The organism is Paracoccus sp. Arc7-R13 (assembly GCF_004010775.1).
Lineage (GTDB): Bacteria > Pseudomonadota > Alphaproteobacteria > Rhodobacterales > Rhodobacteraceae > Paracoccus > Paracoccus marcusii.
Genome location: NZ_CP034810.1, coordinates 2,809,675 through 2,821,934 on the forward strand (window position 1 = coordinate 2,809,675; position 12,260 = coordinate 2,821,934).

Here is a 12,260-nt window from a genome sequence, read left to right on the forward strand (position 1 = left end):
CGGGGCCGGGCTGGCAACGCCATCCTCATAGGGGCAACGCCGCCGCCTGTTAAGCCCGGATCGCGCGCGGGCACGCCACCCCTGTCACCCGATCGTCACCGCATCGTCGGATGGGTGTCACGCCCCGCCGCTAGACGGCCCCCATGACATCGAGAGGCCCCATGCTGGACATTCGCGACGCCACCCGCATCTTCGGCCGCAAGGCGGCGGTCGACCATGTTTCCTTCCGCATCGACGGCCCGGCCTTCGTCGGCATCATCGGCCGGTCCGGCGCGGGAAAATCGACGCTGCTGCGCATGATGAACGGGCTGACCCCCGCCACCAGCGGCCGGATCCTGGTCGAAGGGCGCGACGTCGCCGCCCTGACCGGCGCCGCCGCCCGCCAGTGGCAAAGCCAATGCGCGATGATCTTTCAGCAGTTCAACTTGGTGCCGCGCATGGACGTGGTGTCGAACGTGCTGCACGGCATCCTGAACCGGCGCGGCACGTTGCAGACGGTGCTGAACCTGTGGCCGCGCGCCGACATACTTCGCGCGCTGGAGATCCTGGACCGCCTCGGCATCGCCGAACAGGCGCCCAAGCGCGCCGAGGCCCTGTCCGGCGGCCAGCAGCAGCGCGTGGCCATCGCCCGCGCGCTGATGCAGGACCCCCGCATCATCCTGGCCGACGAACCCATCGCCAGCCTGGACCCGATGAACGCGCAGATCGTGATGGACACCCTGCGCCGCATCAACGTCGAGGATGGCCGCATGGTCATCGCCAACCTGCACACGCTGGACACCGCGCGGCGCTATTGCGACCGGGTGATCGGCATGCGCGACGGGCGCGTGGTGTTCGACGGGCTGCCGTCGCAGCTGACCACGGGCGTGGCCCGCGACATCTATGGCGCCGACGCGGATTTCAACGAAAGCGCGACCTCGACCGCCATGCCCACCGATACCAGCGCGGATGTCGAATACGCCGCCCGCATGCTGGCCTGATCCCGAACCGGAGAGCACCATGACCCGACTGCTGAGCCTGCTGGCCGCCACCGCCGCCCTGACCACCCCCCTGCACGCGCAGGAGATCACCGAATTCCGCATCGGCCTTTTGGGCGGAGAGAACGCCCAGGACCGCATGGCGTCGAACGAATGCCTGCGCGACTATGCCGAACAGGCCCTGGGCGTCCCCGTCCGCCTGTTCACCCCCGCCGATTACAACGGCGTCATCCAGGGGCTGCTGGGCGGGTCGCTGGACATGGCATGGCTGGGCGCGTCGGCCTATGCCGCCGTGTACGTCGCCGACCCCGAGGCGGTCGAGCCGGTGCTGGTCAAGACCAACCTGGACGGCAGCTATACCTATCACTCGATCGGCTTCGCGCGCGCCGACAGCGGCATCACCTCGCTGGACGACATGGAGGGCAAGAGCTTTGCCTTTGCCGACCCGAACTCGACCTCGGGGTTCCTGATCCCGAACGTGGAACTGCCCGAGGCGGGCTATTCGATGACCGAGGGCGACTATTTCAGCCGCATCGCGTTTTCGGGCGGTCATGAACAGTCGATCATCGGCGTCGTCAACGGCGATTTCGACGCCGGCGTGACCTGGGCCGACGGCCAGGGCGCGTGGGAGGACGGCTACAACTCCGGCGCGCTGCGCAAGGCGGCCGATGCGGGCATCGTCGACATGAACGACATCGTCGAGATCTGGAAATCCTCGCCCATCCCGGAAGGCCCGGTGGTCGTCCGCAAGGATCTGCCCCAGGACGTGCGCCAGACGATGATCGACCTGGTCGCAGGCCTGCACGCATCGGACCCCGAATGCGCCTATGGCGTCGCCGCCGGAGAGACCGCGGGCTTCAGCCCCGTCACCCACGCAGAATACGAGACGATCATCGCCATCCGCCGCGCCGAGATGAACTGATCGCCACCCCATCCAGGCCGGGCCCCACACAGGGCCCGGCCTTCGCATATCCAGGAGGCAGCATGGCACTGGCCGAAATCCAGCACGACTATCTGGCGCTGACGCGGAGGCGACGCCTCTATGGCGGGTTGCTGGTCGTCATCTTCGTGGCGATGATGGTGTCGGGGTTCCGCGTGGCCGACGCCCGCAACGCCGGCGGGTTCTGGCAGGGGCTGCACCAGGTGGGCGATTTCCCCGCGGCCCTTGTGTCCGAGGCGGTGCAGAAATCGGCCAACCTGCCCGGCCACATGATCCGCGCCCTGCCCGCCCTGGTCGAGACGCTGAACATCGCGCTGGTCGCCACGCTTCTGGGTTGCATCGCGGGCACCGCCCTGTCGCTGGCGGCCACGCGTGGCCTGGCCCGGTGGCCGCGCCTGGTGCCGGTGGCGCGGCGGGTTTCGGACGTCTGCCGCGCCATCCCGGAAATCGTCATCGCGCTGGTGCTGATCTTCATCCTGGGCGGCGGCCCGGTCCCCGCCGTCATCGCCATCGCGATCCACGCCGCGGGCGCGATGGGCAAGCTGTTCTCCGAAGTGAACGAGAACGTCGACCTGAAACCGGTCGAGGGTCTGGCATCCGTCGGCGCCACCTGGTCGCAGCGCATCTGGCTGGGCGTGTTCCCGCAGGTGGCGCCGAACTATCTGTCCTATGGCCTGCTGCGGCTGGAGGTGAACATCCGCGCATCGGCCATCCTGGGCTTCGTCGGCGCGGGCGGCATCGGATACGAATTGCGCAACGCGATGACCTTCGGTCAGGGCAAGTTCGATCAGGCGGCGGCGATCTTCCTGCTGCTGTTCATGACCATCGTAGTCGTCGACCAGATCTCGGGCCTGGCCCGAAACCGCCTGACGCATGGGGCCCCCGCATGACCACGATGACCCTGCAGGACCGCACCATCCGCATCATGGACCGCAGGCGGCGCATGGCGCTGGCGGTGCCGGCGCTGATCCTGGCCTATCTGGTCTATGCCGCGATCAGCTTCGATCTGGCGGGGCTGGCGCAGCGGGCGCGGCTGGACAACGCGGCCGTGCTGATGGCCGACACGGTCAGCCACAAGATCCACGTGACCCGCGACAACCGCCGCGACGCCCTGTCCGTCAGCGTCGAAGGCAGCGCCCGCGCCACCTTTGCCCCCGACCGCCTGCCGGACTGGGTCGCGGCAGAGGGGTCGCGGACGGTGATCGACCTGGGCGCGGGCCATGTCGTCACCTATGACGGGCCGCGCACCACCTATGACATTCCCGATTACGGCCCCGTCACGCTGACCGTCGGCGACGGCGTGACGCTGGACACGCCCGACGGGCAGGTGCCCGCGTTCATCAACGCCAGCCCCGCCCGCGTAACCATCACCACCGATCAGGGCCGCGTCACCGCCACCCGCGCCCGCACGGAAACCCTGCGCTATTTCTGGGGGTGGGAGATGTTCTTCTTCGACCTGTCCAGCCCGCTGGCAGGCCTGTCCGCGGAACAGGTCGCGGCGGCGGTCCTGTGGGGCGACCGGATCGACCCGGCGCGGTCCAACCTGTCGCTGGCCCTGTCGGAATTCTGGACGAACGACATCTGGCAGCACGGCGCCGTGGCCTGGGCCCTGTTCGAGACGATCCTGATGGCGTTCCTGGGCACCTTCGGCGCGGCCTTCGTGGCGCTGCCGCTGGCGTTCCTGGCGGCGCAGAACTTTGCCCCGTCGCGGGCGCTGCGGTTCGCGGTGCGGCGCGTGTTCGATTTCGTGCGCGGCGTGGACGCGCTGATCTTCACGATCATCCTGTCGCGGGCCTTCGGTCCGGGGCCGCTGACCGGGGCGCTGGCGATCCTGCTGACCGATACCGGCAGCTTCGGCAAGCTGTTCTCCGAGGCGCTGGAGAACGTGGACGCCAAGCCGATCGAGGGCATCCGCTCGACCGGCGCGGGCGCGCTGCAACGCTACCGCTTCGGCGTCATCCCCCAGGTGATGCCGGTCCTGCTGTCGCAGATGCTGTACTTTCTGGAAAGCAACACCCGCAGCGCGACGATCATCGGCGCGATCACCGGGGGCGGCATCGGACTGATGCTGACGCAGGCGATCCAGACCACGCAGGATTGGGAGAAGGTCGCCTATTACATCCTGCTGATCGTGGTGCTGGTCATCGCGATGGACGGCCTGTCGGGCTGGCTGCGGCGCCGCCTGATCCGCGGGTCCTAGTCCGCCAGCACCAGCGAGACCCGGTCGCCCGCGAACCACGTCCGCCCGTATTCCACGGGCCGGCCTCGGTCATCCAGGTTCACCGCCACCGAGCGGAGCACCGGCGCGCCCTGCGGGATCTGCAGGGCCACCGCCTGCGTGGCATTGGCCAGCTTGGCCGTGATGCGGGTGCTGGCCCGCGTATAGTCAGCCACCCCGCAGGCGGCCAGCGCCGCGGTGATCGACTGATGGTCGCGGGCCTGGTCGCAGAACCCCGCCAGCCATCCCGGCAGCACCGACCGGAACAGCGCCAGCGGCTGGCCGTCGGCCAGCGACAGCCCCTCGACCACGTGGACCGGATCGCCGGGGGACAGGTCCAGCATCTGCGCCTCGACCGCGTCGCAGGGGCGGGTTTCCAGCCGGGTGAAGCGGTGCGACCCCGTGCGCCCCGCCGCCGCCAGGTTCTGCGAAAACCGCACCCGACGGCCCAGGGCATAGTCGGTCGGTCGCGCGGTCACGAAGACCCCCGCCCCGCGCCGGGCATGGACCAGCCCCGCGTCGGCCAGCTGCGCCAGCGCGTGGCGCACCGTGTGGCGGTTGACCCCGAAACGGGTGGCCAGCGCCGCCTCGGACGGCAGGCGGTCGCCGGGGGGATAGTGGCCCGAGGTGATCTCGGCCCGCAGGGTGTCGGCGATGGCCTGCCACAGGGGGGTCTTGTCCGTCATCAAAAATTCACACGGTTCCGGTTGAGAACATGGCGCAGGCGCGCTATCACATGTCTAGTTGTATAGATAACGGGACACCCCGGCAAGATGTCAGCTTCCCCCATTCCCCATCGCCGCGACTGGCTGTCGATCCTGGCCCGCAGCGCGCCCGACAGGCTGGCGCAGCTGCTGCCCGACCTGCCCGATCACGCCCTGCTGCGCGCGCCCGAAACCGGCACCGTGATGGTTCAGGGCCGCATCGGCGCCACCGGCGCGCCCTTCAACGTCGGAGAGATGACCGTGACCCGCTGCGCCCTGCGCCTGCCCTGCGGCACGCAGGGCCACGGCCATGTGCAGGGGCGGTCGCACGCCCATGCGCGGCGGGCCGCGGCGATGGACGCGCTGATGCAGACCGACCCCGCCACCCACGCCCCCCTGATCGCCGCGCTGCGCGACGACGCGCAAGCCGCCCGCGACACCCGCGCCGCCAAGGCCGCCGCCACCCGGGTCGAATTCTTCACCCTGCAACGCGGAGAGGACGCATGACCGGCCACGGATTCACCGATCCCGCCCGCCAATCGGCCCAGGGGTTCCGCGTGCTGATGGAGGCCATGGCCCGGCCCGGCACGATCCACCGCCTGGATCAGGCCCATGCCCCCGGGGTCGGCCCCGCCGCCGCGACGGTGCTGCTGTTGCTGGCCGATCCGACGACGCCGGTGCATCTGCCGGGCGCGCTGCCCGACCTGGCCCCGTGGTTGCGGTTTCACGCAGGCTGCCCGCTGGCGGATGCACCGTCGGCCGCGTTGGCAGTTGGGCGCTGGCCCGACCTGCTGCCGCTGGACCGCTTTGCGGTGGGCCTGCCCGATTATCCCGACCGTTCGGCCACGCTGATCGTCGAGCTGGACCGGCTGGACGCGGACGGTCCCGTCCTGCGCGGGCCGGGCATCCGCGACCGCGCGACGCTGTCCCTGCCCGCGACCGCGCCGTTCCGCACCAACCGCGCCCTGTTCCCGATGGGCCTGGACTTCATCCTGACCTGCGGCGACCGGCTGGCTTGCCTGCCGCGCAGCACCCGCGTGGAGGCCGCCTGATGTATGTCGCCGTCAAGGGTGGCGAACGCGCCATCGAGAACGCCCATGCCTGGCTGGCCGAGGAGCGCCGCGGCGACCCCGACCTGCCGCTGATGTCGGTCGACCAGATCAAGGCGCAGATGGCCCTGGCCGTGAACCGCGTCATGGCCGAGGGGTCGCTGTATGACCCCGACCTGGCCGCGCTGGCGATCCGCCAGGCACGGGGCGACCTGATCGAGGCGGTGTTCCTGATCCGCGCCTATCGCACCACGCTGCCGCGGTTCGGTGCGTCCGTGCCGGTGGACACGGGCGCGATGGCGGTGGACCGGCGCGTCTCGGCCACGTTCAAGGATGTGCCGGGCGGTCAGGTGCTGGGGCCGACCTTCGATTACACGCATCGCCTGCTGGACTTTGCCAATCAGGCGGCGGTGGACCCCGCGCCGCTGGCCGCGCCCGACGCCGGCGCCATGCCCCACGTCATGGCGATCCTGGACCGCGACGGGCTGATCGAACCCAGCCCCCGCGACGACACCCCCGCCCCCGACCTGACCCGCGAGCCGCTGGAACTGCCCGCGAACCGCCCGCTGCGCCTGCAGGCGCTGGCCCGCGCGGACGAGGGGTTCGTGCTGGGCCTGGCCTATTCCACCCAGCGTGGCTACGGGCGCACCCATGCCTTTGTCGGCGAATTGCGCATCGGCCGTGTCCCCGTGCAGATGCACATCCCCGAGCTGGACCTGACCATCGACATCGGAGAGATCGCGCTGACCGAATGCGAGACCGTGAACCAGTTCAAGGGCTCGCGCACCGAACCCGCGCAGTTCACGCGCGGATACGGCCTGGTCATGGGACAGTCGGAACGCAAGGCCATCGCCGTCAGCCTGGTCGACCGCGCCCTGCGCTGGCAGGAACTGGGCGAGGATTTCACCGGCGCCCCCGCGCAGGACCAGGAATTCGTGCTGTCGCATTGCGACAACATCCAGGCGACGGGGTTCCTGGAGCACATCAAGCTGCCCCATTACGTCGATTTCCAGGCCGAACTGGAGCTGGTGCGCCGGCTGCGGGACGACAACGCAAAGGATGCGCAATGATCAAGGCGATCGTTTTCGACATCGGCAACGTGCTGGTCCGGTGGGACCCGATGGCCGCCTTCCTGCCCCTGCTGGGCGACAATGCGTCGGTCTTGGCTTTCCTTGATCGCGTGGATTTCGCCACGCTGAACCAGCGCGCGGACGGGGGCGCGTGCTTCGACGATCTGGCCGAGGCGATCGCCGATCCCCGAGACCGCGCGGCCTTTCTGGCCTATCGGGCTGGACACGCGGCCGCGATCCGCGAGCCAATCGAGGGGACATGGGCGCTTCTGGACCGCCTGCGGGCGCGGGGCCACGCGGTCCACGCGATCACCAACTGGTCCGCGCAAACCTGGCCTATCGGCCTTGCGACCCATCCCCGGCTGTCCACAGCCTTTGGCGTGACCATCGTGTCAGGGATCGAGGGCGTGCTGAAGCCCGACCCGCGCATCTTCGCCACGCTGTGCGACCGGGCGGGCGTGGCGCCCGACCAGTGCCTGTTCATCGACGACAGCCCCCGCAACGTCGCCGGCGCGCGCGACGCAGGCATGGCCGCGCATCATTTCACCGATCCCGCCGCGCTGGAGGACGACCTGATCCGACGGGGGCTGCTATGAGCGGTTACAACTTCGCCTATCTGGACGAACAGACCAAGCGGATGATCCGCCGCGCCATCCTCAAGGCGCTGGCGATCCCCGGATACCAGGTGCCCTTCGCCAGCCGCGAGATGCCCATGCCCTATGGCTGGGGCACCGGAGGGGTGCAGCTGACCGCCGCCTGCCTGACCCCCGACGACCGCCTGAAGGTCATCGACCAGGGCGCCGACGACACCACCAACGCGGTCAGCATCCGCACGTTCTTTCAGCGCACGTCGGGGGTCGCCGTCACCACCGCCACCGCCGACGCGACGCTGATCCAGACCCGCCACCGCATCCCCGAGACGCCCCTGACCCAGGGCCAGATCCTGGTCTATCAGGTGCCCATCCCCGAGCCGCTGCGCTTTCTGGAACCGCGCGAGACCGAGACCCGCAAGATGCACGAACTGGAGGAATACGGCCTGATGCACGTCAAGCTGTACGAGGACATCGCCCGGCACGGCCGCATCGCGACCTCCTATGCCTATCCGGTCACGGTCGAGGGGCGCTATGTCATGGACCCGTCGCCGATCCCGAAATTCGACAACCCGAAACTGTCGGACAGCCCGGCGATCCAGCTGTTCGGGGCGGGGCGCGAACAGCGCATCTATGCCCTGCCCCCGCATACCCATGTCGTCAGCCTGGATTTCGACGACCACCCGTTCAGCCCCTCGAAGGCCGATCACGCCTGCGACCTGTGCGGCGCTGAGGCCAGCTATCTGGACGAGGTGGTGACCGATGACGCGGGCGGGCGGATGTTCGTCTGTTCCGACACCGATTTCTGCACCGCGCGGGTCGCCGCCGGGCACAGGGGCCGCCTGGCCGCGGAGGCCGCATGAGCGCCCCCATCCTGTCCGTCCGGAACCTGGAACGCCGCTATGGCGCGCGGATCGGCTGCACCGGCGTCGGCTTTGATCTGTGGCCCGGAGAGGTCCTGGGCATCGTCGGGGAAAGCGGGTCGGGCAAATCGACGCTGCTCTCCTGTCTGGCCGGGCATCAGCGCCCCGATGCGGGCACCGTCACCTATGACGGGCGCGACGTGCTGGCGATGGCCGAAACCGAACGCCGCCGGCTGGCGCGCACCGAATGGGCCTATGTCCACCAGCATGCCCGCGATGGGCTGCGCATGGGCGTCAGCGCCGGGGCCAATGTCGGCGAACGGCTGATGGCCGTGGGCCAGCGCCATTACGGCGACATCCGCGCCGCCGCCATCGACTGGCTGGACCGGGTCGAGATCGCCCAGGACCGCGTCGACGACCGCCCGCAGGCCTTTTCCGGCGGCATGCAGCAGCGGCTGCAGATCGCGCGCAACCTGGTGACCGGGCCGCGGCTGGTGTTCATGGACGAACCCACGGGCGGGCTGGATGTCAGCGTGCAGGCGCGGCTGCTGGACCTGCTGCGCGGGCTGGTGCGCGACATGGGTCTGTCAGTCGTCATCGTCACGCATGACCTGGCGGTGGTGCGCCTGCTGGCCGACCGCCTGATGGTGATGAAATCGGGCCGCGTGGTCGAACAGGGCCTGACGGACCAGGTGCTGGACGATCCGCAGCACGGCTATACCCAGCTTCTTGTCTCCTCCGTCCTGCAGGTGTGACGATGATCCAGGTCGAAAACCTTTCCAAGTCCTTTACCCTGCACAATCAGGGCGGCACGGTCATCCCGGTCATGGCCGGGGCCGCGCTGCACGTGGATCCCGGCGAATGCGTGGGGCTGGTGGGCCAGTCCGGGGCGGGCAAATCCACGCTGATGCGGATGATCCAGGGAAACTATCTGCCGGGCGGCGGCAGCATCCGCATCGCCGGCACGGAACTGGTAGGCGCCGCGCCCCGCACCGTGACCGCACTGCGGCGGGGCACCTTGGGCCATGTCAGCCAGTTCCTGCGCGTGCTGCCGCGGGTGCCTGCGGTGGACGTGGTGGCCGAACCGCTGCGCGCGCTTGGGGTGCCCGCCGCGACAGCGCGTGCGCAGGCCGAAGGCCTGCTGTGGCGGCTGAACATTCCGCGCCGGCTGTGGGGCCTGTCGCCCACCACGTTCTCCGGCGGCGAACAGCAGCGCATCAACATCGCCCGCGGCTTCGTCCATCCCTATCCCGTGCTGCTGCTGGACGAACCCACGGCCAGCCTGGACGCCGCGAACCGGCAGGTCGTCCTGTCCCTGATCGCCGAGGCCAAGGCCCGCGGCGCCGCGATCCTGGGCATCTTTCACGACGCCGAGGCGCGCGACGCGGTCTGCGACCGGCTGGTGGACGTGACCGGGTTCACGCCGGGACGCGCGGCATGATCGCGGCGGTCGTAGGACCATCCGGCGCGGGCAAGGACACACTGATCGCCGCGGCTTGCGCCGCGCGGCCCGATCTGCGCCTGGCGCGGCGGGTGATCACCCGCCCCTCCGACGCCGGAGGAGAGGATTTCGATGGCGTCACCCCGGCACGCTTCGCGGCCCTGCGCGACGGCGGGCATTTCGCGCTGGACTGGCGGGCGCATGGCCTGTGCTACGGCATCCCGCACGATCAGCTGACGGGGCCGTCGGTGATCTTCAACGGCAGCCGCGCGGCCCTGCCGCAGGCGCTGGCCCGGCTGCCCGACCTGCGGGTGATCCTGATCACCGCCCCGGCGGAGGTGCTGGCGCGCCGCCTGGCCGACCGCGGCCGCGAGGGGTCGGCCGACATCGCCGCCCGCCTGCGCCGCGCCGCCTTCGCCATGCCGCCGGGCATCGCCCACCTGACCGTGTGCAACGATGCCTGCCTTGCGCAAGGGACCGAACGCCTTCTGGCCGCGCTTCAGCCCGACAGGGGCGCGCGATGACGCAGGTGGAACCGGCCCTGCGCATCCTGGGCCACCAGGCACAGGTCGGCGATCACGAAAGGCCGCGGCAGGACAGGGCCCAGCCAGGCCTGAGCCGCGGCCTGCACCGCGGGTCGTTCCGCGGCGGACAGCCGGTCGGTCAGGGTCAGGTGAAACTGGAATTCTTCCATCACGAAGGGATAGCCCCACCGGTCCAGCAGGGCGCGCTGGCGCGTGGTCAGGCTGTCGGGGCGCCGCCGCGCGACCTCTTCGGCCGTCAGCGGCGCGCGCAGCGGATCGGTGGCGCGCACCACCGCATCGGCCAGCGCGATCAGGTCGGGCTGGCCCCCGGTGGGCATCAGCGCAAGGAACCCGCCCAGATCGCGCAGCGCCAGCGTCCCGCAGGTCAATGCCGGACGGTTGATGGCCAGCGCGTCGACGGCCGCGATCAGGTCCGCTTCGGGGACGACGGGGCGGAAGGGCGCGCGGATGGTGCCGTGGAACCCGTATCGGCGCGGCTGGCCCACCGGGCGCGCCGGCAGGGACGGATCATCGACCGCATGGCCGCCCGCCAGGTCCCAGCCCAGCCACGCCGCCGCACGGTCCGCGAAGATGCCGGGTTGCGGCGCGTAGTAGACGGCATATCGTGTGAAATCCTGCATGCGCGGCACCCTAAGCCCGTTGTGTCACACGGCTGTGACAGCCGTCTGCCAGATGACGCCCTTCGACATGATCCTTCAAGACGGAACCCGACCGCATGACCGACATCATCCTTGCCAACGCCCGCCTGGTCCTGCCGACCGAGGTGATCCACGGCCACCTGGTCCTGCGCGACGGGCTGATCGCCGAGATCGGCCAGGGCCGCGCCCTGCCCGCGGGCGCGCTGGATTGTCAGGGCGACCTGCTGATGCCGGGCCTGATCGAATTGCACACCGACAACCTGGAACGCCATATCGAGCCGCGCCCCGGCGTCGACTGGCCCCATGCCCATGCGATCATCGCCCATGACGCCGAACTGGCCAGCGTGGGCATCACCACCGTCTTTGACGCGCTGCGCGTGGGGTCGGTCGTGACGTCGAACAATGCAGGCTACGGCGAATATGCCCGCGCCCTAGCCGACGAGATCCTGGGCCTGCGCGCCCAGGGGGCGCTGCGGATCAACCATTTCCTGCACCTGCGCGCCGAGATCTGTTCCCAGACCCTGCCCGAGGAGATGGCCAAGTTCGGCCCCCGGGACCGCATCGGCATCGTCAGCCTGATGGACCACACCCCCGGCGAACGCCAGTTCCGCGACATCGGCAAGCTGCGCGACTATGTCTGCGGCAAGAAGGGCCTGTCGGATGCCCAGTTCCTGGACCATGTCGCCGACCAGCAGGCCCTGCGCGCCCGCGTGGGCGAGTTGCACGAGGCGACCGCCGTGGCCGAGGCGCGCCGCTATGGCGCGGTGCTGGCCAGCCACGACGACACCACCGCCCCTCAGGTCGCGGTCAGCGCGGCGCATGGCTGTCATTTCGCGGAATTCCCCACCACAGCGGATGCCGCACAGGCCTGCCGCGACCACGACATCCGCGTGATGATGGGCGCGCCCAACCTGATCCGCGGCGGATCGCACAGCGGCAATGTCGCGGCCAGCGACCTGGCGCGGGCCGACCTACTGGACATCCTGTCGTCGGATTACGTGCCGTCGTCGCTGCTGTCGGGGGCGATGATGCTGGGCGATCTGTGGGGCGATCTGGCGCGCGGCATCGCGACCGTGACGCAGGCGCCCGCCCAGGCCGTGGGCCTGCACGATCGCGGCAGGCTGGCACCGGGCGCGCGGGCCGACGTCATCCGCGTGGCGCAGGTCGGCGGCGCCGCGGCCGTGCGGGGCCTGTGGACACGGACCGCCGCCTGAGCCGCGCGCCC

At 70.1% G+C, this 12,260-nt stretch carries 15 protein-coding genes; 13 read left to right on the top strand and 2 right to left on the bottom strand.

The features are described from left to right. Window positions 1–161 precede the first annotated feature (161 nt). The 4 genes from phnC (at window position 162) to phnE (EOJ32_RS13935) (ending at window position 4,117) form a co-directional block, all read left to right on the top strand. The gene (gene phnC / locus EOJ32_RS13920) at window positions 162–980 is read left to right on the top strand and encodes a phosphonate ABC transporter ATP-binding protein (protein WP_127898970.1); all 819 of its coding nucleotides are present in this window, start codon (window positions 162–164) and stop codon (window positions 978–980) included. Window positions 981–999: 19 nt separating this feature from the next. After that, window positions 1,000–1,899, top strand: a complete 900-nt coding sequence (gene phnD, locus EOJ32_RS13925) for a phosphonate ABC transporter substrate-binding protein (RefSeq protein WP_127898971.1) — start codon at window positions 1,000–1,002, stop codon at window positions 1,897–1,899. A gap of 62 nt (window positions 1,900–1,961) precedes the next feature. After that, window positions 1,962–2,807: a phosphonate ABC transporter, permease protein PhnE gene (gene phnE, locus EOJ32_RS13930; RefSeq protein WP_127898972.1), complete on the top strand. Its 846-nt coding sequence runs from the start codon at window positions 1,962–1,964 to the stop codon at window positions 2,805–2,807. Next, window positions 2,804–4,117: a phosphonate ABC transporter, permease protein PhnE gene (phnE, locus tag EOJ32_RS13935; RefSeq protein WP_127898973.1), complete on the top strand. Its 1,314-nt coding sequence runs from the start codon at window positions 2,804–2,806 to the stop codon at window positions 4,115–4,117. Before phnE (EOJ32_RS13930) ends, phnE (EOJ32_RS13935) begins: the two co-directional genes overlap by 4 nt. On the opposite strand, the gene phnF is transcribed toward phnE (EOJ32_RS13935), so the two are convergent. Then, the gene (gene phnF, locus EOJ32_RS13940) at window positions 4,114–4,821 is read right to left on the bottom strand and encodes a phosphonate metabolism transcriptional regulator PhnF (protein WP_127898974.1); all 708 of its coding nucleotides are present in this window, start codon (window positions 4,819–4,821) and stop codon (window positions 4,114–4,116) included. The genes phnE (EOJ32_RS13935) and phnF overlap by 4 nt on opposite strands. Before the next feature lie 87 nt (window positions 4,822–4,908). On the opposite strand from phnF, the gene phnG reads away from it, so the two are divergent. The 8 genes from phnG to phnN are packed head-to-tail and all read left to right on the top strand — an operon-like array spanning window position 4,909 to window position 10,376. Further along, window positions 4,909–5,346, top strand: a complete 438-nt coding sequence (gene phnG / locus EOJ32_RS13945; protein WP_127898975.1) for a phosphonate C-P lyase system protein PhnG — start codon at window positions 4,909–4,911, stop codon at window positions 5,344–5,346. Then, window positions 5,343–5,891, top strand: a complete 549-nt coding sequence (gene phnH / locus EOJ32_RS13950; protein WP_127898976.1) for a phosphonate C-P lyase system protein PhnH — start codon at window positions 5,343–5,345, stop codon at window positions 5,889–5,891. Before phnG ends, phnH begins: the two co-directional genes overlap by 4 nt. Beyond that, on the top strand, window positions 5,891–6,958 hold the full coding sequence (locus tag EOJ32_RS13955) for a carbon-phosphorus lyase complex subunit PhnI (RefSeq protein WP_127898977.1): 1,068 nt from the start codon (window positions 5,891–5,893) through the stop codon (window positions 6,956–6,958). The genes phnH and EOJ32_RS13955 overlap by 1 nt, the downstream gene beginning before the upstream one ends. Further along, entirely contained in the window at window positions 6,955–7,554 is a 600-nt protein-coding gene (locus EOJ32_RS13960) for an HAD family phosphatase (RefSeq protein WP_127898978.1), read from the top strand. Before EOJ32_RS13955 ends, EOJ32_RS13960 begins: the two co-directional genes overlap by 4 nt. Continuing rightward, window positions 7,551–8,411, top strand: a complete 861-nt coding sequence (locus EOJ32_RS13965) for an alpha-D-ribose 1-methylphosphonate 5-phosphate C-P-lyase PhnJ (protein ID WP_127898979.1) — start codon at window positions 7,551–7,553, stop codon at window positions 8,409–8,411. Before EOJ32_RS13960 ends, EOJ32_RS13965 begins: the two co-directional genes overlap by 4 nt. Next, complete coding sequence (gene phnK, locus EOJ32_RS13970; protein ID WP_127898980.1) at window positions 8,408–9,166, top strand: phosphonate C-P lyase system protein PhnK; 759 nt, start codon at window positions 8,408–8,410, stop codon at window positions 9,164–9,166. The genes EOJ32_RS13965 and phnK overlap by 4 nt, the downstream gene beginning before the upstream one ends. Window positions 9,167–9,168: 2 nt before the next feature. Beyond that, window positions 9,169–9,852, top strand: coding sequence for a phosphonate C-P lyase system protein PhnL (gene phnL, locus EOJ32_RS13975; RefSeq protein ID WP_127898981.1), 684 nt, complete (start codon window positions 9,169–9,171; stop codon window positions 9,850–9,852). Beyond that, window positions 9,849–10,376: a phosphonate metabolism protein/1,5-bisphosphokinase (PRPP-forming) PhnN gene (gene phnN, locus EOJ32_RS13980; protein WP_127898982.1), complete on the top strand. Its 528-nt coding sequence runs from the start codon at window positions 9,849–9,851 to the stop codon at window positions 10,374–10,376. The genes phnL and phnN overlap by 4 nt, the downstream gene beginning before the upstream one ends. On the opposite strand, the gene EOJ32_RS13985 is transcribed toward phnN, so the two are convergent. Further along, on the bottom strand, window positions 10,352–11,017 hold the full coding sequence (locus EOJ32_RS13985; RefSeq protein WP_127898983.1) for a DUF1045 domain-containing protein: 666 nt from the start codon (window positions 11,015–11,017) through the stop codon (window positions 10,352–10,354). The genes phnN and EOJ32_RS13985 overlap by 25 nt on opposite strands. A gap of 95 nt (window positions 11,018–11,112) precedes the next feature. Between EOJ32_RS13985 and EOJ32_RS13990 the strand changes: the two genes are divergently transcribed. Further along, window positions 11,113–12,249: an alpha-D-ribose 1-methylphosphonate 5-triphosphate diphosphatase gene (locus EOJ32_RS13990; RefSeq protein ID WP_127898984.1), complete on the top strand. Its 1,137-nt coding sequence runs from the start codon at window positions 11,113–11,115 to the stop codon at window positions 12,247–12,249. Window positions 12,250–12,260: the final 11 nt, after the last annotated feature.

What these genes read in the sequence shown, in the direction of transcription:
- phnE (WP_127898973.1), top strand. Translation starts at nt 2,804, where the DNA reads ATGACCACGATGACCCTGCAGGACCGCACCATCCGCATCATGGACCGC.
- EOJ32_RS13955 (WP_127898977.1), top strand. Translation starts at nt 5,891, where the DNA reads ATGTATGTCGCCGTCAAGGGTGGCGAACGCGCCATCGAGAACGCCCAT.
- phnK (WP_127898980.1), top strand. Translation starts at nt 8,408, where the DNA reads ATGAGCGCCCCCATCCTGTCCGTCCGGAACCTGGAACGCCGCTATGGC.
- phnF (WP_127898974.1), bottom strand. Translation starts at nt 4,821, where the DNA reads ATGACGGACAAGACCCCCCTGTGGCAGGCCATCGCCGACACCCTGCGG.
- EOJ32_RS13965 (WP_127898979.1), top strand. Translation starts at nt 7,551, where the DNA reads ATGAGCGGTTACAACTTCGCCTATCTGGACGAACAGACCAAGCGGATG.
- phnH (WP_127898976.1), top strand. Translation starts at nt 5,343, where the DNA reads ATGACCGGCCACGGATTCACCGATCCCGCCCGCCAATCGGCCCAGGGG.
- phnE (WP_127898972.1), top strand. Translation starts at nt 1,962, where the DNA reads ATGGCACTGGCCGAAATCCAGCACGACTATCTGGCGCTGACGCGGAGG.
- phnL (WP_127898981.1), top strand. Translation starts at nt 9,169, where the DNA reads ATGATCCAGGTCGAAAACCTTTCCAAGTCCTTTACCCTGCACAATCAG.
- EOJ32_RS13985 (WP_127898983.1), bottom strand. Translation starts at nt 11,017, where the DNA reads ATGCAGGATTTCACACGATATGCCGTCTACTACGCGCCGCAACCCGGC.
- phnD (WP_127898971.1), top strand. Translation starts at nt 1,000, where the DNA reads ATGACCCGACTGCTGAGCCTGCTGGCCGCCACCGCCGCCCTGACCACC.
- EOJ32_RS13990 (WP_127898984.1), top strand. Translation starts at nt 11,113, where the DNA reads ATGACCGACATCATCCTTGCCAACGCCCGCCTGGTCCTGCCGACCGAG.
- EOJ32_RS13960 (WP_127898978.1), top strand. Translation starts at nt 6,955, where the DNA reads ATGATCAAGGCGATCGTTTTCGACATCGGCAACGTGCTGGTCCGGTGG.
- phnC (WP_127898970.1), top strand. Translation starts at nt 162, where the DNA reads ATGCTGGACATTCGCGACGCCACCCGCATCTTCGGCCGCAAGGCGGCG.
- phnN (WP_127898982.1), top strand. Translation starts at nt 9,849, where the DNA reads ATGATCGCGGCGGTCGTAGGACCATCCGGCGCGGGCAAGGACACACTG.
- phnG (WP_127898975.1), top strand. Translation starts at nt 4,909, where the DNA reads ATGTCAGCTTCCCCCATTCCCCATCGCCGCGACTGGCTGTCGATCCTG.